Here is a 26,315-nt window from a genome sequence, read left to right as displayed (position 1 = left end):
TCAAGACATCATCAGTCGCAACCGATTGAGCGAAATCATATGACTTTGTTAAAATATTCACTAACTCAGTCAGTTTTGGTAACTGCTCAACTAAAGTGTTCAATGATTCCTGAACCTCAGGCTTTAAAAGCTGATCTAGGATGTCCAATTGTTCTTGGTTTGCAGAAATATTAAGTGTTTCATGTTCAGGTTTTGTGACTACATCTACCATGTCTAATTCCCCTTTAAACTCAATTATTTTGATTTATGTGTTTTCCGCCGATACTACTAATCATACGACTCTAATCTCTTAATTTCAAATATTTCTTTTGTGATACGAATATAATTTTATAGTTTTAAATAAGAGTTATTAGGTGGGTTTAGAAATTTATCTTAATATTCCGAGAAAATATTAAGATTATTCTAATGATAATACCTTTTTTCTTGTTTCCTATAATAATAGGACACTCCATGTCCATAATCTTTGAATATGCCATGATTGAAGGAGACCCAAGAATATTTTAGCTGATTTAGGGTAAATAATATTATCGGAATTGGAGATGATGCCTTTGGTAGAACGCAGGATGTTAAAGGTCCGTGGTGAGAATATCGAAATATCCTCTAGGTACAATGAGAAATATAGTAAATGGAATTGTACGGCTAAAATTCCCAATAGTTCCATCATTGCTTATTGTCGTGATAAGAATAAGCTGCGTGCTGAGACAGTTTCTATGAGCAGGTTATTAATTACTTATGATGACTATAAAATTATCTGAGTTGTAAAAGGCGCCCAACCTTGAAGAGGTAGTGGGCGCCTTTTTTATAGAATAATATTTTTATCTGCGATATCGGGAACATATCTTGAAAATGGAGATATATCAACGAAAACTCCTGATTTATCTTCGAATTATACGATTTATCGATTTTTCGACAAAAATTCCTTAACAAAAAGCTAATTTCTTAACGAAATTGTCAAAAAAAATATCAGAAAATACTGAAAAGGAAAGTAAAATTATGTTAATATATTTAAAAAAAGTATTATTTTATTAGAAATATTGAATATTTTATTTTTAAAGGATCTCCATTAATGGAGTGTAGGACCTGGCCATTTTATATGCAGCGATTAGCAAGTGAAATGGCCTTATAGAATAAGATTATCAATTGAATTTACTACAATAAACTGAAATGGAGTGATAGAATGGTTAATATTACCGGATATGGCAAAGCGACTCAAGAAGCAGTGAACAATTTTCAGGAATTTTTGGGTTTTGAGATCCCAGCAGATTATCAAAAATTTCTCCTTACTCATAATGGCGGCACAACTGCGGTCAGAAACAGTAAGTTTTATGTAGATGGATTAGACACGCTCGTTTGCTTAAATGTACTTTATGGATTAGAGCTTCAAGATAAAGACCTGGATTTACAGAAATGGCATGAAGAAAATAGGGAAGACTTACATAAGAATTGCATTATAATAGGTAATGATACATGTGCAGGTAAAATCTTGCTGATAGATAACGAAGAGGAAAAGGGAGTTTACTTCTGGGATCAGGGTTGGTATTCGGATCCATCTAGTCAGGATGAAAATATTTATAAAGTTGCATCGAGTTTTCAATCCTTCATTGAAGGATTGAAAATCCCGGAAGAAATCTAATTTTATTGTAATCCCCTTGAGTGGCTCATACCATTCAAGGTTTTTTATTGTCATGTTAATGAGGAGAATAAGATGTATAAAATATTATTGGTTGAAGACGATTCAAAAATAGCTGGAATTTTGGTCAATTACTTAACAAGGTATGGGTATGAGGTTTTTGAAGTGAAGCATCTGGATCAAGTCTTTGCGGAGTTCCAGGAGATAAAGCCAGATTTGGTTTTATTGGATATTAATCTGCCCTATTATGATGGTTTTCATTGGTGTCGGCTAATAAGGACGGTTTCAAAGGTTCCCATCATATTCATCTCTGCAAGGACAGATGAAATGAACCAAGTCATGGCCATTGAATATGGGGGAGATGATTATTTAACAAAACCGTTTCATTTGGAAGTGGTACTGGCGAAAATAAAGAGTGCCCTACGTAGGGTTTACGGTGAATATGCGGAAATATCTTCATTCCACCAACATATTAAGGAAATGGATGGATTAGCGCTTTATATGGAAAAAGCAATGATCGAATATCAAGACAATCAGGTAACGTTAACTCAAAATGAGTTGAAATTATTGAGCTGTTTACTACGACAGTATGACACGATTGTCTCGCGCGAAGATTTGCTTGAAGCATTATGGAATGATGATTCATTTGTTGATGACAATACATTGACCGTCAATGTTACAAGGGTTCGGAAAAAGCTTGAAGATATCGGCGTCAAGCATGCCATAACAACCTCTAGGGGAAAAGGATATCGACTAAAAGTAGTGCATGGTGAAGAAAAGTGAAACTAAAATCCTTTATGAAAGACCGTCTTTATTTTATATTTTATACCGTTCTATTGGTAAGCCTGCTTATTATTGCTTATACACTAGCCGTTCTGGAAGCGGGGAATCACTTATCGGTTTCAAATATTATCTATTTAATTATTCTGGCGTTATTTATGATGCTTTTATTTTTAGCGGGCGATTATATAAGGCATTTCCGTTTTCTTAATCAATTAGCAAGGATGAAGCAGGAACCGAGCTTATCATTTGAATATGTCGAAGCCTTTAGGGATCCCCTGTCAAATGAACAAAAGTTGTGGATGGATCTTTTTCAACAAATGAATCAGGTAACAATTGGACAATTACAAGAACAAATCAAACAGAAGGAGCAATATGAGTTGTTGATTCATCAATGGGTTCATCAAATGAAGACTCCTGTATCAGTCATTTCCTTACTGGTCCAAGAAGGCAATAGGGCATTTTCGGATGAGACGATGAAGGATTATCTAAAAGGGATAGAAGAAGAAAATGATCGATTTCGCAGAGGGCTGGAAATTATATTGCATGGAGCAAGGCTGCAGCGTTTTTCGGACGATGTAAAATCGGAGCGTGTGGACTTAATTAATCTAGTCAAGCAAGTGATTAACCAGGAAAAAAAACAGTTCATCAAACGGTTCATTTATCCCAGGCTTGAAACGGAGCTTGAGAATGTTTTTGTGCATTCGGATCGTAAGTGGCTCCACTTCGCCATTAGTCAGGTGGTCTTTAATGCACTGAAGTATTCAAGGCAGGAAAAGCATGACAGCATAACGTTCAGCATTGTGGAAAAAGAGTCGGAGATTTTCCTCAGGATAACAGATCAGGGAATTGGAATTGTCCCGCATGATGTAAAGAGAGTGTTTGATCCATTTTTTACTGGAGAGAACGGGCGAGTCCAACAAGAGTCAACTGGAATGGGATTATATCTAGTGAAGGAAATCGTTAACAGACTTGGGCATGGGGTTACGGTTCGATCGACTGTATCCGAAGGGACTACAGTGGAATTTTTCTTTAAGTCAAATACCTTACATGATAGGTGACAGAATTGTAAGGGTGCTAAACGAATATGTAATAAACTTCGATGGGAGCCTCCCGCTTTATTCATTATACTTACGGTAAGAAAGGGAGGTATTAAGGATGTCAATTTTAATAGCGGAACAATTATCCAAAACTTATTTTCAAAAGCAAGGGAATCTATTTCATAAAGCGTTACATAATTTCACCATGAATGTACAGAAAGGGGAATTTGTCGGGGTGATGGGTCCATCAGGCAGCGGTAAAACCACTCTGCTTAACTTAATGGCCACGATTGATAAGCCCACCACCGGTATAGTCATTCTAAATGATCAAAACCCTAATGAATTAAACAATCAAGACCTGGCTTTGTTTCGCAGGAGGGAAATTGGATTTGTTTTTCAAGACTTCAACCTACTTGATACACTTACCGTTCGAGAAAATATCCTCCTTCCTTTAGCTTTAGATCATTATAAATTGGAGGAAATGGAAAACAGGGTAAATCAGTTGGCGAGCCTTCTTGGTATAGAAGGGATTTTAGAAAAGCGGACTTATGAAATTTCCGGAGGTCAGCAGCAACGAACGGCTTGTGCAAGAGCGATGATTCATGAGCCTTCCATTATTTTAGCGGATGAACCTACTGGTAATTTGGATTCCAAATCCGCCAAGCAGGTAATGGATACCCTCACGACACTTCAGGAAAAAAAGGGAGCAACCATTCTCATGGTCACTCATGACCCGACTGCCGCCAGCTTCTGTGACCGAATTCTATTCATAAAGGATGGCAAGTTCTTTTCGGAGGTTCACAGCGGAGGGGAAAGACAGAGCTTCCACCAAAGGATATTAGATACGTTAAGCGTTTTGGGAGGAGTCTATCATGAACATCCGACTTCTCGCTAAGAGAAATATCCAAGGAAATGCACAACGTTATCTAGCTTATTTTTTCAGTATTGTCCTTTCGGTCTCAATCTTTTTTATTTACGCATCATTTATCTTTCATCCAGATGTGGTCCAGGCGAATATCCCTGGGGGACAGTTAATTAGTAAGGGGCTCATTGCAGCTGAAATAGTGATCATCATATTTTCAGTTTTCTTTATCGCTTATTCGAATGCCGCATTTATACATCCGCGAAAAAAAGAGTTTGGGCTGCTGACACTGCTTGGAATGTCTAAATCCCAATTAAGAAAGCTGATTTACCTGGAGCAAACGATGGTTTCCCTCATATCTATCCTGATAGGAGTAGGGTTGGGATTTTTGTTCTCAAAGTTATTTTTGATGGCAGTTTCTTGGTTATTGGCTGTAGAGCAACCAATTTCGTTTGTCGTTGTCCCTGAGGCCTTTGTTTATACGATTGTCGGTTTCATCTTGCTATTTCAGCTATTATCGCTCCTTTCTTTATTCCACATTGGAAATGCGGAGGTGGTCGATTTACTAAAAGATAAACAAAAACCAAAAAAGACGCCCCTCGTTTCAAAGTGGTTAATTGCTTTATCAGCGATTTGCTTAAGCGCTTCTTATTATTTGGCAGGCACTATGTCGTTGAACAATTCTTATATTCGAGTGATGCCCATTTTATTCTTGGTACTGATCGGCACTTATTTTTTCTTCAGCCAAAGTATTGTCGCTTTTTGCAGCAGGCTTTACCGGAAGAAGAAAAGTTTATATGGTGGAACGAATTTAATCACGCAAACAAATCTGATATTTAATATTAAGGACTATTCTAGATTATTCTTTTTGACCTCGATCATTACAGCCGTGATTTTGACAGCTGCAGGAACACTTTTCATGTTCAGTGCAGATTTAAAAAAGCAAGGGATGGATAATATTCCGCAATCAATTGGCTGGGTTGAAAATGACGCTTCCATTTATTCCGTAATTGAACCATCCGCTGTGGAGAAAACATTAAAGGAAGATGGATTCAAGATCCTTTACGAAGTTAATATGACAGGTGTGCCCATTTCACACATGTTACCTCATATGAAAACGGGAGAATCCAATGAAAATTGGTCATTATTAATCTCGGAAAGTGATTATAACAATGCGGCTGCATGGCGAAAAATTGATCCAGCAAAGCTATCTGGAAAAGAAGCCTTATACATTTTTCCTTATGGAGGAATCGACTATCAATTCGTCCAAAAGGGTGAGCAAAAGGAGCTTTACTATGGTAAACAAACCATACAGGTAACAATGATCGGTCAGCGCAATCAATCGATAGTCGCTCCCATAAAATCAGCAACCACCCTGATGGTCGTCGATGATCAACTGTATCATGAAATCACTGCTGATGTACCTTTAAAAGAGAAGGTAAGAGTACGAGGATATGAAGTTAAGGATTGGGAAGAATCAATGGGAACAGCTGCTAAAATCGAAAAAATGTCTAATAATCCTGACCATAATCAATTGCAAACAAGAGCTCCGATTTATCAAGAAATGAAACAGGGAAGCATTTTGATACTTTTTATCGGATTGTTTGTCAGTTTATTATTCTTTATCGTCCAAGGAAGCATGATGTATCTGCGAGTTTTTACGAATTTAGAAGATAAAAAAATTCAAATTCACGCCCTTCATCGATTGGGCCTGACAAAAAAAGAAATACGGCAAATTTTAAGTGCGGAAATACGGATTCTCTTTTTCGCTCCTTTTCTGATAGGAATGATTCATGCCATAGTCGCTTACGTGGCATTAAGCAATTTATTGGGATCCAATTTGTTTGTCTATTCGGCCATCGTCATCGCAACGTATTTTCTTTTTCAACTGCTCTATTATCAAGTAACTAAAAAGATGTATGAGCGGGCAGTCATCAAATCGATTAAATAAAAGCTATCATATAAATGGAATCAGGGGATCAGGCTCTGATTTCATTTTTTTTATTCAGGAGATCTCCTCATTGAAATGGCGTTTTCATTAATGAGGAATTAGTGAATATGTACTATTGAAAGAGGAGTGATTTGCTTTTTTGCACAAATTATATGAAAATGGTGGGATTTTACAGGTCAATTCTCTATATTCTTGTAATATTTTCATATAAAGGGTAAAATTATTTATTTGAAGCGAAAATATCGAACTTCACAACAGTAATTTTCCCCCTTTTCACATACAAAATTATACTGATATAACTATTTATATGGAAATAAACTGATTTATTAGAAATGATTTATAGTTAAAGTGGTTTAGATTAAAATATAAAAAGTTAGATGATCAAAAAATAGTGGGTAAACTGTTAATTATTTGATTAATTATAGTAGTATATGCCCGGGATTACAGAGAATTTTAGTTTTTTCTCTATTTCTTTGTCACTTTATATAGTAAACTCAGAATAGGTTCGTTAACTTTTAGCTGCTAGAGATGAGGTAAGTTTAATCCTATGAAAAATAAAAAGTTAAGGGCATTTCTTTATTTGACCATTCTTTTATTGATTGTTTTCATTCTTCTAAATATGTTTTCAACATATTTAAGCATTAAAAATTCTGTGCAAAAATCCGTTGCTAATCAAAACTTGGTAGCCGCTAGATCTATAGCCGACTCGATGGATATGGAGGCTTATCAGCGATTTCTCAATAACCAAGTAAAGAGCCGGGATTATAAGGATATAAAAGCTTACTTAGAAGATGCCCGAGAAAAAATAGGAGCATTATATGTTTATACCATTTTGATTGATAATCCGAGAGTATCCAAGGCCATGATCACTGGATTTTCAAAAAATCATAAAGGGGATTTTCCTATCGGCGGTGCATGTACTGTTCCGCCGGAGCAGGTCAAACAGGGTTATGAAGGCAAAAGCTTCATTACCGGGATTCTAGAAGATCCGGAATATGGTGAATATTTGACTGTGGGAGTGCCAATGAAAAATCAAGATGGAGACATTATTGGTTTTTTGGGCATTGATGTGAGCGCAGAGGATATTAATGCCATTAACGGCAAGGTATTGAAAAGCAGCATTGCCATTCTTGTTTATAATGGTGGATTTGTTATCATGCTGCTGGTTACCTTTTTTGTCATTCAAAAATGGTATCAAAAGGAACTGACACGTGAAGTGGGAGATACGGAGGATACGTATCAATCGGAATTTCAATCGCTCATTGCTTCAGTCCGTTCATTAAGGCATGATTTTTCCAATCATATACAGGTGATACATGGACTGCTTAAATTAGAGGAGAACGCAAAAGCACTCGAATACTTAACAGGTCTTTCAAAAGAAGTGCATTCGATTGAATCGATGAAATTGGATGTGAGTCATCCGGGCTTATCTGTCCTGTTAGAGACGAAAAGACTCTCGGCCCAGAATTATAACATCGATATTGAAATCGATGTATCACCCGAATCCTTCAATCGGGTCAAAACAACCGATTTGATAAAACTATTATCAAATGTTATCGACAATGCTATTGAGGCAACGATTGAATTGCCAGAGCAAGAACGCCGAATGAATATAGCATGTAAAGCTGATGATGAAAAGTATACGTTTATGGTAACGAACACCGGACCAATGATTTCGGAATTAGATCTGGAGAATATATTCACCAGCGGATTTTCAACCAAAAAGGCACAAAAGGGCAAAGTTCGCGGACAAGGATTGTTCATCGTTAAAGACTTAGTGAACAGATATGATGGAGAGATTCATGTACATTCCTCGGAAAAAGAAACGGCCGTTACGATGATCATACCCGTAAATGGAAAAATGGGCAAAATTGAAATTGATAAAAAGGCATGATTCTAGTATCGGGATTAGAAACCCCTGCTATCAGGAGGAGGGGATTCATTTTTCCACAGTGCCGCAAATGGAGCTATGAGCTTCAAATGCATTTTTGGTATTTTACACTCTGACTATTTAAGAGTTATAAAGATGAAAAGTTGAATAAAAGTACCTGAAATGGACATAATGGGTAGATGTTTAGCTGCTTTCTTCGAGATTATGATAAGATAGGGAAAAAATCAATTAAGGCAGTGAGATTGTGAAACAACAAAAAGGCAAACTTCTCGTGATCATTGGACCGACTGCTGTTGGGAAAACAAAGATGAGCATTGAGATGGCAAAGTTATTTAATGGTGAAATTATTAGCGGAGACTCCATGCAGGTTTATAAAGGGATGGATATTGGGACTGCTAAAATCAAGAGGGAAGAAACAGAAGGAATTCCACATTATTTACTTGATATTAAAGACCCGGATGAACCATTTAGTGCTGCAGAGTTCCAAGAGCGAGCTAATGCTTGTATTGAGGATATCCAAAGCAGAGGTAAACTCCCCATTATCGTCGGTGGAACAGGATTATACATACAATCGGTCATTTATGATTATCAATTTTCGGAGGCGCCATCCGACCCTGTTTATAGGGAGGAACTTGAAAAAATGGTAAGGGAGTCAGGAATTGATCCCATTTTTGAACAATTACGCAGCGTTGATCCGGAAAGTGCGAATCGGATTCATCCTAATAATGTAAGAAGGGTGATCAGGGCCCTTGAGATTTTTCATTGTACCGGTAAAACGATGAGTGAGCAGCTGAATGAACAGCCTACAGAATTGAAATATGATACGTGCATCATTGGGTTGACAATGGAACGTGAAAAGTTATATCAACGCATCGATCAACGTGTTGATGTCATGGTAGGAGAAGGGCTGATTCAAGAAGTGAAGTCATTTCATGAAAAAGGCTTGAGGGATTGTCAATCGATCCAGGCTATAGGCTATAAAGAAATCTACGATTATTTTGATGGAAGGGCTTCATTGGAAGAAGCGGTTGAGTCATTAAAGCAAAACTCCCGTCGCTATGCAAAAAGGCAATTGACCTGGTTTCGGAATAAAATGGATGTAAATTGGTTTGATATGACCGATCTCGAGGGCTTTCCAAAAAAAATACATGAAATATCTGGATTTATAGCAGGAAAGCTTTTCAGTGAAGGCGAATACATAAATTTAGAGAGAAAAGAGGAGGACTAGTTCATGAAACAATCAGTAAATATTCAAGATCAGTTTCTTAATCAATTACGGAAAGATGGTACGTATGTGACGGTGTTTTTATTAAACGGGTTCCAGATTAGAGGACAAGTGAAAGGGTTCGATAATTTTACCGTTTTATTTGAGTCGGAGGGCAAACAGCAATTAGTCTATAAACATGCGATCTCTACATTTGCTCCACAACGTAATGTTCAGATTGATTACGAAGTGAAGGAATAATCATATATATGTATGTAAAAAACAGGTTTAGCTTATAGCGACCTGTTTTTCTTTTGCGTGCATTTTGCTGTTCTTTTTAAAAGAATCGATAATTTTACGTACCTGTTTTGAATATATATCAAGGGACGGATTATTTTCCGGGAAACCGCAGGAAATGACATTCCCCTATATAAATTGGTGAATGGGAATGGAGATTGTCGTAACATATCCTCCAAGGAAAGAATTCTGTCAGAATAAGTCGCTTTTCAGGAAGGGAATACGGCTTAAATAATCGAATTTTCCGATGGGTTAGTTGTAACCATCATAAATCGAATGAAAATTTGTGGAATTAGAGTAAGGGTCCAAGATGGAGAGGTGAATGCATTGGAACAACCGATCCGTATGAAAAATAACGGGCAAATCAATATTGTGTTTAATGCGGAAAACAGAAAAGCGCTACAAAAGGAACTGCCGATAAAAGAAATTTTGGTGCAGGAAATCCCCCACCAGCATGTGGCATTGAAAGAGATTGAAGATGAGCTGAAATCGCTGGTCGGGATGGAAGAAATGAAAAAGATGATAAAAGAGATATATGCCTGGATTTACATCAATAAACAACGTGAGGCAAAAGGGCTGAAGACTGGCAGGCAAGCACTGCATATGATGTTTAAAGGAAATCCCGGAACGGGGAAAACAACGGTTGCACGTTTAATCGGTAAGTTGTTTCAAAAAATGAATGTACTATCGAAAGGGCATTTAATTGAAGCGGAGAGAGCAGATTTGGTCGGGGAATACATTGGTCATACTGCCCAAAAAACAAGGGATTTAATTAAAAAGGCCATTGGCGGGATCTTATTTATTGATGAAGCCTATTCCTTGGGAAGAGGCGGCGAAAAGGATTTTGGCAAAGAAGCCATAGATACCCTTGTCAAGCATATGGAGGATCGGCAGCACGAATTCATTTTGATCCTTGCTGGATATTCGAGGGAAATGGATTATTTCCTCAGCCTTAATCCCGGACTTCATTCCAGATTCCCGCTTGTTATTGATTTTCCGGATTATACGATTGAACAGTTAATGGAAATAGCCGATCGGATGCTGCAGGAAAAAGAATATCTAATGAATCGGGATGCCGAAAGGAAATTAAAAGAACATTTAATCATATTGCGTTCATTTCGGGGACCTATTTCATTTTCAAATGGACGTTATATCCGAAATGTACTTGAAAAGTCAATTAGGGCCCAGGCAATGCGGCTTTTACTGGAGGATTCATTTGAAAAATCCGATTTACTGACGCTTACCAGTCAAGATTTGGTTTTCGAGGATGATGAAAAAGAATGACATGGAAAAGCCCACCAAGACGGCGGGCTTTTCAAATTTATGTTTTAGGCACCCATTTTTTATTAGGAAGATGCCAATTGTTGGTGTAGGAAAGGACTCGCAAAATCGTGATGACGGCAAAGAGCGAATAAAGCTGCCATGACTGGGATAATACACCACTGCCTAAGGCCAAGCCAGCAATGATGGCCCATACTGCGTAGATTTCTTTTCTGAAGACCAATGGCTTTCTGCCGGCGAGTACGTCACGGAGTATCCCGCCGCCGCATCCGGTTAATGCAGCTGATACAATGATGGCGCTTATTGGATGATTAAGTTCCACGGCATACATCGCCCCTTGGATGGCAAAGGCTGAAAGGCCAATGGCATCACTGAAGTTTCCCCATCTATCCCAGTGCTTTGAAAGGTTTGTAGGAAAAACAAAAACGATGGTGATGGATACTAAAGCGATGACAAAATAGAAACTTTGATCCCATAATGCTGAAACGGGGACACCAATCAGCAGATTGCGGATTGCCCCTCCGCCAAAGGCGGTTATGATTCCTAAAATATAAACTCCTAAAATATCATACTCTTCTTCCATGGCGATGATGGTCCCGCTAATAGCGAATGCAATCGTACCTATGAAGCTTAATACTTCCCATGTCATATGAATGTCCCTCTATGTCTTTTTGATTTTGATGGTAAAGCCAATATGATTTTAGCATGTTATCGGAATTTTTAAAACGGTTAAAAGCTACGTTTTCAGGAAATTTTTATATATTCCATTTTTTTGTTATGATTAACTGAAATCTACCCGAAGGTGGTGCATGTTTTGGAAGAAGCAATAAAGGAAACGGCCGTTTTGATTGGGTGTCAAACAACTGAGACTAATGAACGTTTTGAATATTCACTTGATGAACTGGCTTCATTGGCGAAGACGGCGAATGGTGAGGTTTTAATGACCATCACCCAGAAAAGGGAAAGCGTCGATCCAGCTACATATATAGGAAAAGGAAAAGTGGAGGAACTTCGGAATCTGGAAGAGGAGCTTGAGCCGGATTTATTTATCTTTAATGATGAACTTTCCCCGAGCCAGATCCGGAACCTTTCGAAGGAATTGGAGGCAAGGGTCATTGACCGGACACAGCTAATATTGGATATATTCGCTCAGCGGGCGCGATCCAGGGAAGGGAAGCTGCAGGTCGAACTTGCTCAGCTCCAATATTTATTGCCGCGTTTGGTCGGACAGGGGACGGCAATGTCCAGGCTGGGCGGCGGAATCGGCACCAGGGGACCAGGTGAGACGAAGCTGGAAAGCGACCGCCGCCATATTCGTGGGAAAATAGATGAAATCAAGCAACAATTAAGTGGCATAGTGAAGCATCGTGAACGCTATCGTGACAGAAGGAAACGTAATAAGACCTTTCAAATAGCCCTTGTGGGATACACGAATGCAGGTAAATCAACACTGTTCAACCGTTTGACGGAGGCAGATTCTTACGAAGAGAACCAGTTATTCGCTACACTTGATCCCATGACACGAAAGGCGATTCTTCCTAGCGGATTTACCGTGCTGCTGACGGATACTGTTGGCTTCATTCAAGATTTGCCGACATCTTTAATAGCCGCTTTCCGCTCGACCCTGGAAGAAGTGAAAGAAGCGGATCTATTGCTCCATGTGGTGGATTCTTCAAGTACAGATTACTTTAATCATCAGAAAACGGTGCAGGATTTGCTAAATGACTTAGATGTCCCTTCCATTCCACAGCTAACATTGTATAATAAGAAAGATAAGGTTCACGCTGATTTTGTCAGGTCAGTCAGTCGTGCTTCATTAATGATCAGTGCATATGAACAATCGGATCTATATGAAATCATGGAAGAAATTGAAAAGTACGTGATTGAAGAAATGGTCCCGTATCATGTTTTCCTGCCATCGAGTGAGGGTAAACTATTATCACAGCTGAAAAATGAAACCATATTGCGCACTCTCTCCTTTAATGAAGAATCGGAAAGATATGAATGCAAAGGTTTTTGTCTAGCTGATCATCCAATAACCGGGCAGCTGGAGAAATATTCATTATAAAGGGGAATTTTGATGTATCAGCAGTTAACAAATGGAGAAGTGTTGAAAAACATTGCACAGGAAGTGGAAGCAATGATTTCTCCATTACATAAGCAAGTGGACGAAAGAATCGAAGAAAATCAATTCCGCGTATTACAAAGCTATCAAGCACATAAAGTGAGTGATTCCCATTTCATCCCTACTACAGGGTATGGATACGATGATATGGGCCGCGATACGCTGGAATTGATATACGCAGATGTTTTTGGAGCGGAAGCTGGATTGGTGCGCCCCCAAATTATATCAGGCACACACGCCATCTCCACCGCTCTTTTTGGCATATTGCGCCCAGGGGATGAATTGTTATACATAACTGGTAAGCCGTATGATACTTTGGAAGAAATCGTCGGTATCCGGGGAACGGGCATCGGATCTTTACGTGATTTTCAGATCAGCTATAAGGCCGTTCCGTTAGCGGAAACTGGAAGCGTTGATTTCGAATCCGTCAAACAAGCCATTCAACCAAATACGAAGATGGTCGGTATACAGCGATCAAAAGGGTATGCTACACGTCCTTCCTTTACGATCGATGAAATAAAGGAAATGATTTCCTTTGTCAAAGGCATTAATCCCGAAATCGTCGTGTTCGTGGACAATTGTTATGGAGAGTTTGTTGAGACACAAGAACCATGTCATGTCGGAGCGGATTTAATGGCTGGTTCTCTCATTAAAAATCCTGGCGGCGGGATAGTGAAAACCGGTGGATACATTGTTGGTAAAAAGGACCTGGTTGAAGCTTGCTCTTATCGGTTAACATCACCAGGAATAGGGGCTGAAGCAGGTGCGTCGCTTTATAGTCTGCAGGAAATGTACCAAGGATTCTTCCTTGCACCGCATGTAGTGGGCCAAGCTGTTAAAGGAGCCATGTTCACAGCTGCCTTTTTAGAAAAGCTCGGTATGAATACATCCCCAAAATGGGATGCGAAGCGAACAGACTTGATTCAATCCGTTCAATTTGATGACCGGGATAAGATGGTTGCCTTCTGTCAGGCCATCCAATATGCATCACCAATCAATTCACATGTGACACCATATCCTGCCTATATGCCGGGATATGAGGACGATGTAATCATGGCTGCAGGCACCTTTATACAGGGGGCCAGCATTGAACTGACGGCAGATGGTCCAACAAGGGCTCCATATGTTGCCTACGTTCAAGGCGGATTGACATACGCCCATGTTAAAATAGCTGTATTGACTGCTGTGAATGCGCTAATGGACAAAAAGCTGATTCAATTGTAAATGAAATTAAATTAGATAGGTAATGGGAATCCAGATACAATTGGATTCCAGTAAAAACAATAGTCGAAATATTTGTGTAGTAACAAATCATTTAATTTTTCTGAAAAAATTCATGTTATTAAATGTAACATCATATTGACAAGTTTAATAACATGATATAAGATTACTTTAAGATAAACAAAAGGAGGATGCTAAGAATGAGCGGCAACAACATTCGGCGTTCGATGCCTCTTTTTTCCATCGGAATCGTCATGCAGTTAACTGAGTTGTCTGCACGCCAAATTCGGTATTACGAAGAGCATCAACTTATTACTCCTATGAGAACAGATGGAAATCGTCGGGTTTTTTCATTAAACGATATCGATCGGCTGCTTGAGATTAAAGATTTAATCGAACAAGGAGTCAATCTGGCCGGCATTAAAAAGATTTTCACTGTAAAGGAACAGAATTTACCTAAAACTCAAGAATTAGAACAAGCGGAAAAAATAAGGCATGACCTTAGTGACGAGGAGCTTCGCAAGCTTCTGCGTTCCGAGCTTTTACAAGGAAGCAAGCATCGAACATCTCTTAGACAAGGGGATATGTCCCGTTTTTTCCAATAAAAAATATGATTTAAGAATTATTAGGGGGAATAGAAATTGGCAAAGTTCACACGTGAAGACATCACTCGTTTAGCGAAAGAAGAAAATGTTAAGTACATTCGTTTACAGTTTACTGACATTTTAGGGACAATTAAAAACGTTGAAATCCCAGTCAGTCAATTAGAAAAAGCACTTGATAATAAAATGATGTTTGACGGATCTTCCATTGAAGGCTTCGTTCGTATCGAAGAGTCTGATATGTACCTATATCCTGATTTAAACACATGGGTTATCTTCCCTTGGACTTCCGAAAAAGGTAAAGTGGCACGTTTAATCTGTGATATTTACAATACGGATGGAACACCTTTTGATGGAGATCCACGTGCTAACCTAAAACGTGTTCTTGCAGAAGCAAGAGAAATGGGCTTCACAGATTTCAATCTTGGACCTGAACCTGAATTCTTCCTATTCAAACTGGATGCAGCAGGCGAGCCGACGCTGGAATTGAACGATAAAGGCGGATACTTTGACCTTGCACCTACTGACCTAGGAGAAAACTGCCGTCGTGATATCGTTCTTGAGCTTGAAGAAATGGGATTTGAAATCGAAGCATCCCACCATGAAGTAGCTCCAGGACAACATGAAATTGACTTTAAATATGCAGATGCAATCTCAGCTTGTGATAACATCCAAACATTTAAATTGGTTGTTAAGACGATTGCCCGCAAACATGGTTTACACGCGACATTCATGCCAAAACCATTGTTCGGTGTTAACGGTTCTGGTATGCACTGTAACGTTTCTTTATTCAAAGGCAACGAAAACGCATTTTATGATAAAGAAGGTAAATTGGAATTAAGCAAAACAGCTGAGCAATTTATCGCAGGTATCATTAAGCATGCTCCAAGCTTCACGGCGGTAACAAACCCAACTGTTAACTCATACAAACGTCTAGTTCCTGGTTACGAAGCCCCTTGTTATGTTGCATGGTCCGCTAAAAACCGTAGCCCATTAATCCGTATCCCAGCATCACGCGGAGTAAGTACTCGCGTTGAGGTACGTAGTGTCGATCCAGCAGCAAACCCATACTTGGCACTTGCAGTTCTACTAAAAGCTGGTCTTGACGGTATCAAGAACGACTTGACTCCACCGGCTCCAGTTGACCGCAACATCTATGTTATGAATAAAGAAGAACGTGAAGAAGTAGGTATCGTTGATCTACCAGCTACTTTATATGCTGCATTGGAAACATTAAAATCTGATGAAGTCATCAAAGAAGCATTAGGTGAACATTTACTTGAACACTTCGTCGAAGCAAAAGAAATCGAGTGGGATATGTTCCGCACACAAGTTCACCCATGGGAACGCGAACAATATATGTCAATGTATTAATATCTCAAACCCTTGGCACCTTTGGTGTCAGGGTTTTTTTATTTGGTGGGCAAATCTAAGTTAAATAAATGAAATAGATTTTTGCCCACCATTTGCCCACCAAATTCAGCAAAAAAATTTAATCGATGATTCCCTTGGTGTATTCCTCAAACTTGTCCATATTTTTCTTTTCGAGTTTTTTGCTTATATGTACGTAAACATCAGAAGTTATAGCAACACTGCATGACCTAATCTTTTCTGAACATATTTCATATCGGCTCCAGATGGAGATCGCCCTGGGTGTTTGATTTTTGATGAATGGCATTATGAAGATACAAAACTAATAAATACGCTAAGCTCTGGTTTAGGGAAAGTAAAGCATAGAAGAAGAATTAGCATCCTTTTGAGGGTGCGTTTTATTATGGGGAAAGAAGGTGATGGATAAATAGTGTGCAAACAAAAAGACCTATCAAAGGGTCAGATACTTTTCTTCATGCCACTATAGATAAAGTCCTTAACGGAACTTTTAAACTGGGCTTTATCACAATTATCACATACCACTCTTAATATCAGGGTGGTCTTTATAGTCGTAAACAATGGATGTATCATAGCCGTTGTATTTTTCTTCAGTCAATGCTGATCACCTTCAATAATGGATTTAGCTTAATATATGATAACAGATTGTAGAATAAGGTGCAGTTGCTCAGTTAAATATCTTTTTAAAGTAATGAACATTCATTATGTTAATAGCAATTCCGATTATCGTAAACATAATTATATCGATTAGATTAGTTTCATCCATGGAATGATATGGAGCGAAAAGTTCAATATATGTATAAGCAATGATAAATAAAGGTACTGACCATAAAAAGCTACGTAAAAATAATGGAATCGTTAAGCTAAAGAATGGTAAGAAAAAACCTAAATCTTTTCTACTTCTCTTTTTATAAATAACGATTAACAGAAAGATTGCAATTACATCGATAATTGAGGTCAATATAAAATCAATAACATCATATCTATTCATAGATGAAGGGTTATAAACTACAGGAAGTGAAAGCACTGAAAGAGCAACTATTACCCCAAAAATAATACTGTAACTTTTCTTTTGATTGTCAGTAATCGTTCCTTCCTGCAAAGCCATGACGAGTTTGTTAATATTCCAAATATACATTGTTGTCTCCTTATGATGTAGAGTATCAGACTAATTATAGGTTAGGGTTCATTGAAAAGCCATCTTTATTAAGATAGTAAGGGAGGTCAAGGGTCTATTATGATTGTCTCAATTCATGGGTAATCAGCTCACAATAACAAATACAAGCCTGATAAGCTAAGAAGTTCTATAAGTCAATGAAACTGTTTACGAGCGAATGACTAGGAGTTGTTGCTAGGACAGATGAGCAGAAGAAAAAGTTCTATAGGACAGGCGACTGGAACAGGCTAAGGCAGCAGGCATTGGTAAGAGATAACTTTGAATGTCAATGGTGCAAGAAAGGGGGAAAGGCACTGTTGATTCAATCAAGAAAAAGGTATACAAAAGGATATTGTTCTCAACGTTGACCATAAGTATGGCATAGAAAATTATCCGCAGCTGGCACTGGTATTAAATAATTTGGAAACATTATGCGTTTATCATCACAATGTTAAGGAAGGAAGGGTCGAATTGATCGAGACGATCTGATAGAAGTTGATAAGGTGATTCGGTATATAGCGATTGTTAAGCAAATTAGAAAGCTTCAAATTGCAAAGAGCATTTCAATTCTAGGAGCAAGTTTTCTTGGATGATATAGATTTTTAAAAGGCGCTGTAAAAGGACGTTGTTGATTTTCAAATTGAACTATGAGGCAGGATTGTTAAATAATTATAATGGTTTTTTGTGTTAAAATAAGCAGGAAAAGGAAATGAGGAGGGTAACTATGGAAGGTAGGAAATATACGATTTTTTAAGATTAGTTTTTATTACTTTTATATTAGTTATTTTATTGAATAGAAACAAATTCGAATAATAAAATTTACAGTTAAGGGAAAATGAGATTATGCGAAAAAAACAATTTGTAATCGGTAAAATGATCGTAATCGCCATATTAATGCTAATGACAAGTGTAAACGGAGTTGTATTTGCAAACGATAATGAATCTATAAATGGTAATCTTGATATTTCTAATATAGATGAGTTTATGACAAATGAGATAGAGAGACTGAACATTCCTGGTGCTTCATTGGCCATCGTAAAGGGAGATCAAGTGGAATACTTACAAGGATATGGTGTTTCGAATCCAGATGGAACAGAAATGACATCGCAAACGCCAATTGTTCTTGGATCAGTTAGTAAATCGTTTACGGCACTTGCCATTATGCAGTTAGTGGAACAGGGAAAAATTAGCTTACTTGATCCCGTGCAATCATATATACCGTGGTTTCAAATTGAAGATAAAGAGGAATCTAAAAAAATCACCATTCAACACTTACTGAATCATACAAGCGGTCTTTCTACATATGAAGGTCAAGTAGCTATATCACAAGGGGATAAAACATTAAAAGAACATATACAAAGCTTGGCAAATACAGAATTGAAACACCCTGTTGGTGATCAATATGAATATTCGAATTTAAATTATAACCTATTAGGCTTAGTCATCGAGGAAGTTACGAATAAATCGTATAAAGACTATATAAATGAATTCATATTCAAACCGCTTGAAATGAATAATAGCTATGCTGACTCTAAAGATGATACAAATAATACAATTGCGGATGGATATCAAACTGTATTTGGATTTAAGATGCCAACAAAGCAATTAAACCATGAGGGAACTGTTCCTTCTGGTTATATTATTTCCAGTGCGGAAGATATGGCAAACTATATGATCGCACAATTGAATCAGGGAGAATTCAAAGGAAAAAGTATATTATCAGCGAACGCCATGAGCACTATGCATCATCCATCATCATTCATGGGGAATGATACCTACTATGCGATGGGGTGGGAAGTGAATAAAGAAGGTATCTCCCATAATGGATGGACAGAAAACACATACTCAAAAGTTTTGTTAGATGGGGAGTATGGCATCAGCCTGCAGATCAATTCAATGGATTATTTCAATCTTAATGAATATGATGCCATCATAAGTGGGATAAACAAGCTGGTACATAATGAAGAACCTTCTCTATCTGATAGCAATCCATTTATGAAGTATGTAATTATTGATTTGATTTTACTGGCAATCGTTGCTTTAATTGTTTGGTCATCTTACAGAATTTTTAAACCTAAGAATCGTAAAGTAACAACATTCCGTAGGATTCTAAATGGGTTCTCAATATTAGTATTTAACTGGCTGCTGCCCTTGATTATTTTAATTGGATTCCCTAAATTATTTGGCCCTTTGTCTACCGTAACATTATTTGCACCTGGAATAGGGCATCTGTTATTTTTAATACCTTTGCTCCTTCTAATTGTGGGAGTCGTTAAATTAGGTAAAGTTACACTACCATTAAAGAAAAATACTTTGGATGCATAAGCTGAAAAATCGTGATTGATTTTATGAATTCTCTCTATTAATTGGAAAAGGCAATTTTACATGGATCCTACAGGCAACACTTTATTTGGAAGGATTAGTAAATATAAATTTCTTCTATTGTACTAAAGGGGGCAATACTTGATTAGTGGTATTGCCTATTCTTATCTCACAAACGAAGCAGCATTCCTGTAATAACTGAAAAACATTTTAGAGTTTGTGAATTAATGTACTTAAACAAATGGGTGCGTTAGCTGAAGATCAGCACTGTCGGCTTTATTTCAGAAAATTGAATTGCGATTTTACAAAATAGAAAAAAAAACCCCGAAAGATAGGGGTTATTTTTTATTTACTTGACGTCCACTTTTTTTGGGGCTCTGTGAACTTGTGTTACCAATTTGAAATTCATTACCTAGTTCAACATCATTTCTTTTATCCTGTTTCTCGATTTGCTTTCTCGTTTGATCCTTGTTTTGCATCCCTTGTTTAGACAATATGTATCCATCTCGCTTTCATTGTTATTGTTTTTAATATGCGCAAGTATTAGGAAAATACGTATTATTATTTTAAAAAAATTCTTGTCTTTAGTAACTTATTATTTAGCCTTGTTGAAATATCAGGTGCGGTAGCTTTAGATCAGGGCTGTCTTTAAGGAAGCTTTTTCTTTATGCAACTAACGGGGCAGGTTAGTTGAAGAACAGGTAATAAATTTTCCATGTCGAATTAGTAACAAATGGGGTGATTAATTTTGATACTTGTAAAAAGTTCGGAACAAAGTGAGCATGATTTAGATTTTTTAACGGATATGATGTATGAAGCTATTCATATTCTTGAAAATAAGCCACCTAAAGAAGAACTGTTAAATTTACCACATATCAAAAAATATAGTGAGGGATGGGGACGAAAAGGTGATAGAGCAATAATTGCTTTTGAGGATAATTTTCCTGTTGGTGCTGCATGGTATCGCCTATTTGCAGAAAATCAAAAAGGTTATGGATATGTTGATGATAAGACTCCTGAACTGGGTATAGCTGTAATTAATAAAGCAAGAGGTAAGGGAATAGGTAACCTGCTTATGGAAAAGTTATTTGAAACAGCTTCTAGAGATGGTTATACATCACTATCTTTGAGCGTTGACCCTAAAAACACTCAGGCTGTACGACTTTATAAGAAACTTGGATTTGAACAATGTGATTCATCAGGAACATCTTGGACAATGATATATAACATCTCTTCCAGTTAGAAATTTTCAACTAACGGGTGCTTTAATTGATTAAGCAACACAAAATTGATCAATCTTTTTTATAAAAGAATAATCCAAATAAGATTACAAGGGCATGTTTTGATTGATTTTTTTTCAAAACATGCCCTTTTATTTATTCATTTATCAAGGTTTCTTGTATTAATTTGATCAAATTTTGTTTCAAAGCTAAGTAAGACGGTTTTTAAAAGGACCGTCTTATTTTAAATTCTTATTTCATTTTTCTAAACTTCTTTGTAATTGTTGATTTAAGCACTACGTAAGTATTATTTATACGAGTAATAGATTCTTTTTGTCATAAAAATTATTTATCATACTCTCCAATCTTAGGTATTCACTTTAACTGTTCGAGAACCACAACTTTGTTCCATTCTTTGTTTTTATAATCGGATTCTTCCCAACCCACGCGGAATATACTGCCATAGTCTGGATGAAATCCCATGGTTGTAAATACCTTTTTATCAAAAGTAATGTCTTCGCCCTCGCCACGCGAATTCTCCCCAAGGAGTTTACCATTGTCGATATCCCTGATTTCAAATGTCTCGGAAATGATATTCTCTTCGCCCTCATTAGCAATCAGTTTTTCTCTACCCATATATACTTCAGATGTTTGCTCGTCCAGTTGTACTATTGGCATTTCCTTAATTTTTGAGAGACGGTTTATTTCTGCGATGATCTTTTCATTTTGCTTTTCATCTTGCCTTTCGTCCGCGTTGTAAAAACCGATTGCGTATCCCCCACTTAATCCTACTAACGTTCCTGCAATTGTGAATGCTAATACTGTCTTCTTCATATGTATTTCCACCTTTTCTATTGCTCTTATCTACTTACTTATTAACAATAACATGCAAATCATTACCGTACTCTCCAATCATAGGCATTTTACTAGTTAAAGCCCACTTTTCAGTAGATTTTAATTCACTGGTGTTGCTCTGTAATAAAGTTTGATAATTTGTAAAAAAGTTTGATTAAAACACATTACCTCTTTAGTTTTTCATATAAGATTTTTGGATATTTATGTTAATAAAATTATAGAGATTGTGAAAGAATGTACTTAAACTATCGGGGCAGGTTAGTTCAACAAGCATAGTGTTTTCGTCCGGCGCAGTTTATTATTTACACAAGCTCTTATTATTGTTAAGATTTGGTATTGTATAATGATTTTTTAAAGGACAAAAATCATTATAATCTAATTCATAAGGGGCAATTGTTATGCAAAAAATACCCGGACTTTTATCCATTCTAATCCCGTCTGTTTTAACTCTATTGATCATTAACTTTTTATTTGATATCGTATCCTTGAAAATTCAAGGAATGCCACTCGTATTTCCTTTTATACTGTGTCCAATAGGAGCTATATTTGGATTCGTAGGCTATAAAATGAATCGCGATAAACTTTCGTTTTTTGGAATAATTTTTAACATCATTTTATTTGTGTTCCCAATCTTATATAACATCGTCGTAATACTGACACAAGGTGTATAGTTCTTTAGTGAAAAAGGGTTGGATTATCCAATCCTCCATTTTAGAGATATATCGCACAGTTTGTGTCCCACTCTATAATAGGCCTTAATGAACAACGGGTGTGTTAGTTGAAAATGCGGAGCTTCCATTTGGTGGCTTTTTTCCTTTATGAACTAAAGGGGCAAAGACGGTCTTTATTGTTCAGATAGACAATAGTATAGGTAAAGGTTGATAAAAAAAATTAAATATTAGGAGGATGAAATGGTTGATAATAGTTATGAGAAACAACAACTGAAAAAAGTCAGAACTTATATTTACATCACGATAGCATTACTTTTTTCAATGATATTTATATTTGTTAGCATTTTAATTTTGTATTTCCCTATGACAGGCATTTTAGACATTGTGTATTTTCCATCAAAACTCGCAATTTTTTCATTCTTAATTTCTATTGTATTTTCTGTCTTAGCCATAAAAAATCTCTTTGGTAAGATATTGTTAGTATTAAACATATTTCTAATGCTATTTATGATTTTTTATGGACCATAAATAGATACAAGAAGACTATCTTAGGCTGTAATAGTCAGGCTATTGTTTGGACAGTCCTTTCTTAAGTACAAACGAAGCAGTATTTATTGTGAAGTAATTCCTTAAACTAACGGGCCAGGTTAGTTGAAGATCGGAGCTGTCTTTAAGACAGCTTTTTCTTATGGAACTAAGGGCAGGATCGTTCTATTAGGCATTTTTTTAGATTTATATTAACTCCAGGTATGTTAAAATGAATTAACAATATATGGATAAAAGAAGGAGGGGTTAATTAATTGAATAAATACATAAAACCCTTTTTAGTTTTTGAATGGATAACGGTATTAGGAGCATCAACAGTTGCTTACATACGTTGGGGTTTTCCGCTTTATATCTGTATAGGAATCGTTTTATTAGGTGTTATCCTTACTCTATACTTTTCAAAACGATACGAAAAGAAATCAATTAATAAATGACAATAAACATAGAATCGAAGGATCTCTGATTAGAAGATCCTCTGCTGCTTAAAAAATGCCTTTTCCTTAATGAACTAAAAGGTACGTTAGATGAAGATTGGAGCTGTCTTTAAGACAGGTTTTTTTTATGGGAACTATCGGGGCAGGATAGTTCCACAAGCACAGTGTAGTCGTACTGTGACGTTAAACATTAATACTCCTGTATAGTAAAAATATTAATTAATATGGTATCCTATTAATTAGCAAAATTATACAAATGAGGAGTGTGTAAAAGAGAATGAACGACGACCAATGCCCTAAATGTAACTCAAACAATATTAAGAAAGGAGCTCTTGGAACAGGGTTTAAATTTGTTCAAATGTTTTCCTATGATAATTCAAGGAATAAACCTTCCAAGATTATTTCTTACTATTGTTCAGATTGTGGCTACATACTTAGTTCTTATTTGAAAAACCCATCTAATTTAATAAACTGACATGGGTAACTAGAGAGTGGAGGTGATTCTTTTGGGACAATACACTGGCGTATATTACACATTAGCAATTATCTTTTTAGTAGTAATTTCTAATAGGTTTATATTTTGGTGGATAAAAGCCACAATAGTAGCTTATTATTCTTTGATTTCTTATATCTTTATCACAACTAAAAATAAAATTGATAGGCAATACGAGAATATAACCCCTGTACCGGACGCTTACTGGGATAAAAATTCAGGCTGGGTTGATACTATGGCTAGTTATTATTTCTGGCCTTTGGTGGTAATTCTTCTTTTTATTTATTTCAAATGGTATACAAGCAGACAAAGCAGAATAGCTAAAGGGTGGGTTGTGGTAAGTTTCATTCCATCAACTTTCATTTTTTTATTTTTTACTTTTATGTTTGTGTTTGCATATGGGTACAGACCATAAGGTTTGTACTTTTTTATTGCACAGTTTGTGTCAACTCTACAATAAGGCAGGTTGCTGAGGCTGACTTTTCTTATGGCACTAACGGGGCAGGATAGTTGTATGAAATATACTTGTCCTTGCTGTGGATATAAAACAAAAGATGAGGAACCTCCTGGAACGTATGATATTTGTGAAATCTGTTTTTGGGAAGATGATGGTTACCAATATGAACATCCAGATGAGGATGGAGCAAATTATGTTTCCTTTAGAGAGGCACAACAAAGTTTTGAAAAATTTGGGGCTAAAGGTGAAAGAAGTTTGCAGTATGTAAGAAAGCCAAATAAATCCGATATAAAGGACCCAAATTGGAAATCGTTAGAGTGAGGGTACATAAAGTATTTGTTAGTTCCTTGTAAACTAGGCATACAGAAATACATGATCTACAACAAATAAAGTGATTGTAATGTCTTATGCTTAGTTTAGAGTGAATAAACAATTAGGAATCCTTGCCTTTTAGTTGAATATAAATAGTATGAAAACTAAGGGGGAGAAAAGGTGGATATATTTGATGAACATGCGAAAGTGCTAAAAAAGTTGTTTGACAATAAAAAAGCCCAAAAAGAAATTATATAGAAAATGGGAAACGGCATAAATTCAGAGTTGGAGAATCAGTTGCAAACATTAAAAAAGGAATACTGCGTGTTGAGCAAATTAGAAAGAACATATGATAATCGCTATGAATTTAATTAAAATAGAGCACTTATACATATAGGTGCTTATTATTTGCAGGAAAAAGTCTCATTTTTGTCGTATTGGTTAAACGAAGGGGATGACAAAAAATGAATGATGATTATGAGAAAATCGGTATTTTATTGTCCAATATGACGAACGAATTAGTGTCGAATAGAGTAAGGGTTAAAGCTTTAGTAGAATTACTGATTGAAAAAGGTCAGATAACCTACGAAGAGTATGAAAAAAGTTTTGAAAAAGTGTTTGAAAGAGATGCAAAGTCATTTAGAGATGATTTAATGAAAGACGTCAAGAGTAGTGAATAAAAGCAGAGGGCATCCATTAATTTGGATGCTTTTTTTATCCTGCCGATTGCGAGTGGTATTTCTTATTCGGCTTACCGTCTGTTTTAAGATACTCAAGGGGCATATTTGAGAGGTTTCACTCCATGCCGATTTCGCGTTCAACCGTGCTGTAGGGGCATGTGCTAACCTCGCTGGTATCCAAAGCCTTTTCCGTTGTTGTAATCATTCTCGTTGCTCTCATTATGGGCTTTTGATCATCGGCGGTGGTGCTGTCATGGCTGCCGTAGCCGGTATTCTCGCGCTGTTTACGCTCACTCTGACTTGGATCGTGGCGATTGCTGGACTGTCAGCAAAATCAGTGGACGGTGCAAGCGCCTTTTCCTATCCGTTAATCTTCCTGCCGTTTATCAGCTGAGCGTTTGTACCAATCGAGTCGATGTCGTCGGCAGTTGGCGCCTTTGCCGAAAATCAACCGGTAACCTCGATAGTGAAATCCATTCGTGCGTTGTTGTCAAGTCAGCCAGTGGGTATTGATATATGGATTGCTCTTGGGTGGTGCTTAGGGATTATGATAGTGGCTTATACCTTTATGAGGGCGTATAAAAAGCGGGTATGGAGAAGGTGACGGAAAAAATAAAATTAGCAGAGGTCAAATTAAAACATGATGATACAGTTATGCCAGGGCAAATTTATTTTGATTCTGGTATTTATTTTTTATGGAACTGTAAATCTTTCGAGGTATGTGAACTGCTTTTAAGGGGATAACGGGGGCATTTGGTTACTGTATGATAATTGAACTCTTACTCTTCCTAATTTAATTATAACATATAAGAAATGGTAAATATAGACTATTTATTATTAATTGCTACTGCTAAAATACAATAGACCTTTATTGAGATTTGTGGGAGGGATATAGA

General features: G+C 36.8%; 23 protein-coding genes and 3 pseudogenes. 20 read left to right on the top strand and 6 right to left on the bottom strand.

From position 1 onward, the window contains the following. Positions 1-211 (bottom strand): annotated as a pseudogene (locus MPH60_RS13670) (DUF1641 domain-containing protein); the annotation flags it as partial. A 966-nt stretch (positions 212-1,177) separates the two neighbouring features. Between MPH60_RS13670 and MPH60_RS13665 the strand changes: the two are divergent. The 9 genes from MPH60_RS13665 to spoVK all read left to right on the top strand — a co-directional run bounded on the left by MPH60_RS13665 (position 1,178) and on the right by spoVK (position 10,939). After that, a complete protein-coding gene (locus MPH60_RS13665) occupies positions 1,178-1,633 on the top strand; it encodes an SMI1/KNR4 family protein (protein WP_241592848.1) in 456 nt (151 codons plus the stop codon). A gap of 72 nt (positions 1,634-1,705) precedes the next feature. Then, positions 1,706-2,413 carry a response regulator transcription factor gene (locus MPH60_RS13660; RefSeq protein ID WP_241592849.1) on the top strand — a complete coding sequence of 236 codons (708 nt, stop codon included), beginning with the start codon at positions 1,706-1,708 and terminating at the stop codon, positions 2,411-2,413. Beyond that, on the top strand, positions 2,410-3,471 hold the full coding sequence (locus MPH60_RS27910; protein ID WP_241592850.1) for a sensor histidine kinase: 1,062 nt from the start codon (positions 2,410-2,412) through the stop codon (positions 3,469-3,471). Before MPH60_RS13660 ends, MPH60_RS27910 begins: the two co-directional genes overlap by 4 nt. A 97-nt stretch (positions 3,472-3,568) precedes the next feature. Then, positions 3,569-4,345 (top strand): ABC transporter ATP-binding protein, encoded by a 777-nt coding sequence (locus MPH60_RS13650; protein WP_241592853.1) that lies wholly within the window; start codon positions 3,569-3,571, stop codon positions 4,343-4,345. After that, positions 4,323-6,263, top strand: a complete 1,941-nt coding sequence (locus MPH60_RS13645) for an FtsX-like permease family protein (protein WP_241592854.1) — start codon at positions 4,323-4,325, stop codon at positions 6,261-6,263. The genes MPH60_RS13650 and MPH60_RS13645 overlap by 23 nt, the downstream gene beginning before the upstream one ends. Before the next feature lie 547 nt (positions 6,264-6,810). Beyond that, complete coding sequence (locus MPH60_RS13640; protein ID WP_241592856.1) at positions 6,811-8,157, top strand: sensor histidine kinase; 1,347 nt, start codon at positions 6,811-6,813, stop codon at positions 8,155-8,157. 304 nt (positions 8,158-8,461) lie between these two features. Next, the gene (gene miaA, locus MPH60_RS13635; protein ID WP_241593027.1) at positions 8,462-9,382 is read left to right on the top strand and encodes a tRNA (adenosine(37)-N6)-dimethylallyltransferase MiaA; all 921 of its coding nucleotides are present in this window, start codon (positions 8,462-8,464) and stop codon (positions 9,380-9,382) included. Positions 9,383-9,385: 3 nt separating this feature from the next. After that, entirely contained in the window at positions 9,386-9,619 is a 234-nt protein-coding gene (gene hfq / locus MPH60_RS13630; protein ID WP_034313436.1) for an RNA chaperone Hfq, read from the top strand. A 363-nt stretch (positions 9,620-9,982) separates the two neighbouring features. After that, complete coding sequence (spoVK, locus tag MPH60_RS13625) at positions 9,983-10,939, top strand: stage V sporulation protein K (protein WP_241592858.1); 957 nt, start codon at positions 9,983-9,985, stop codon at positions 10,937-10,939. A gap of 37 nt (positions 10,940-10,976) precedes the next feature. Here spoVK and MPH60_RS13620 read toward each other — a convergent pair whose 3' ends face one another. Beyond that, positions 10,977-11,585, bottom strand: coding sequence for a trimeric intracellular cation channel family protein (locus MPH60_RS13620; RefSeq protein ID WP_133353081.1), 609 nt, complete (start codon positions 11,583-11,585; stop codon positions 10,977-10,979). A 165-nt stretch (positions 11,586-11,750) separates the two neighbouring features. On the opposite strand from MPH60_RS13620, the gene hflX reads away from it, so the two are divergent. The 4 genes from hflX (at position 11,751) to glnA (ending at position 16,258) form a co-directional block, all read left to right on the top strand. Beyond that, a complete protein-coding gene (gene hflX / locus MPH60_RS13615) occupies positions 11,751-13,004 on the top strand; it encodes a GTPase HflX (protein ID WP_241592860.1) in 1,254 nt (417 codons plus the stop codon). Between the two features lie 12 nt (positions 13,005-13,016). Continuing rightward, positions 13,017-14,285, top strand: coding sequence for a methionine gamma-lyase family protein (locus MPH60_RS13610; RefSeq protein ID WP_241592862.1), 1,269 nt, complete (start codon positions 13,017-13,019; stop codon positions 14,283-14,285). A gap of 197 nt (positions 14,286-14,482) precedes the next feature. Continuing rightward, complete coding sequence (locus tag MPH60_RS13605; protein ID WP_101226049.1) at positions 14,483-14,887, top strand: MerR family transcriptional regulator; 405 nt, start codon at positions 14,483-14,485, stop codon at positions 14,885-14,887. A 36-nt stretch (positions 14,888-14,923) separates the two neighbouring features. Next, positions 14,924-16,258 carry a type I glutamate--ammonia ligase gene (gene glnA / locus MPH60_RS13600; protein WP_034313424.1) on the top strand — a complete coding sequence of 445 codons (1,335 nt, stop codon included), beginning with the start codon at positions 14,924-14,926 and terminating at the stop codon, positions 16,256-16,258. Positions 16,259-16,714: 456 nt separating this feature from the next. Here the strand turns inward: glnA and MPH60_RS13595 are convergent. Beyond that, positions 16,715-16,871: pseudogene (locus MPH60_RS13595) on the bottom strand (hypothetical protein). Between the two features lie 69 nt (positions 16,872-16,940). Beyond that, entirely contained in the window at positions 16,941-17,411 is a 471-nt protein-coding gene (locus tag MPH60_RS13590; protein WP_241592864.1) for a hypothetical protein, read from the bottom strand. 861 nt (positions 17,412-18,272) lie between these two features. Here MPH60_RS13590 and MPH60_RS13585 point away from each other — a divergent pair. Next, positions 18,273-19,754: a serine hydrolase domain-containing protein gene (locus MPH60_RS13585; protein WP_241592866.1), complete on the top strand. Its 1,482-nt coding sequence runs from the start codon at positions 18,273-18,275 to the stop codon at positions 19,752-19,754. A gap of 745 nt (positions 19,755-20,499) precedes the next feature. Next, entirely contained in the window at positions 20,500-20,994 is a 495-nt protein-coding gene (locus MPH60_RS13580) for a GNAT family N-acetyltransferase (protein WP_241592867.1), read from the top strand. Positions 20,995-21,346: 352 nt separating this feature from the next. On the opposite strand, the gene MPH60_RS13575 is transcribed toward MPH60_RS13580, so the two are convergent. Next, positions 21,347-21,805: a hypothetical protein gene (locus MPH60_RS13575; RefSeq protein ID WP_241592870.1), complete on the bottom strand. Its 459-nt coding sequence runs from the start codon at positions 21,803-21,805 to the stop codon at positions 21,347-21,349. Between the two features lie 419 nt (positions 21,806-22,224). Here MPH60_RS13575 and MPH60_RS13570 point away from each other — a divergent pair, with 419 nt between their 5' ends. Then, positions 22,225-22,497: a hypothetical protein gene (locus tag MPH60_RS13570; RefSeq protein WP_241592872.1), complete on the top strand. Its 273-nt coding sequence runs from the start codon at positions 22,225-22,227 to the stop codon at positions 22,495-22,497. 293 nt (positions 22,498-22,790) lie between these two features. On the opposite strand, the gene MPH60_RS13565 is transcribed toward MPH60_RS13570, so the two are convergent. After that, on the bottom strand, positions 22,791-22,949 hold the full coding sequence (locus tag MPH60_RS13565; protein ID WP_241592874.1) for a hypothetical protein: 159 nt from the start codon (positions 22,947-22,949) through the stop codon (positions 22,791-22,793). 1,034 nt (positions 22,950-23,983) lie between these two features. On the opposite strand from MPH60_RS13565, the gene MPH60_RS13560 reads away from it, so the two are divergent. The 4 genes and pseudogenes from MPH60_RS13560 to MPH60_RS13545 form a co-directional block, all read left to right on the top strand. Further along, a complete protein-coding gene (locus tag MPH60_RS13560) occupies positions 23,984-24,385 on the top strand; it encodes a hypothetical protein (RefSeq protein ID WP_241592875.1) in 402 nt (133 codons plus the stop codon). A gap of 99 nt (positions 24,386-24,484) precedes the next feature. Continuing rightward, positions 24,485-24,748 (top strand): CPCC family cysteine-rich protein, encoded by a 264-nt coding sequence (locus MPH60_RS13555; protein ID WP_241592877.1) that lies wholly within the window; start codon positions 24,485-24,487, stop codon positions 24,746-24,748. A 455-nt stretch (positions 24,749-25,203) separates the two neighbouring features. Next, positions 25,204-25,419 (top strand): hypothetical protein, encoded by a 216-nt coding sequence (locus MPH60_RS13550; protein ID WP_241592878.1) that lies wholly within the window; start codon positions 25,204-25,206, stop codon positions 25,417-25,419. Positions 25,420-25,461: 42 nt separating this feature from the next. Continuing rightward, positions 25,462-26,023: pseudogene (locus MPH60_RS13545) on the top strand (ABC transporter permease); the annotation flags it as partial. Positions 26,024-26,315: the final 292 nt, after the last annotated feature.

The organism is Peribacillus sp. Aquil_B1, assembly GCF_022603275.1.
Lineage (GTDB): Bacteria > Bacillota > Bacilli > Bacillales > DSM-1321 > Peribacillus.
The sequence above is the reverse complement of the archived record's forward strand: the minus strand, read 5'-3'. Positions and strand labels throughout refer to the sequence as shown.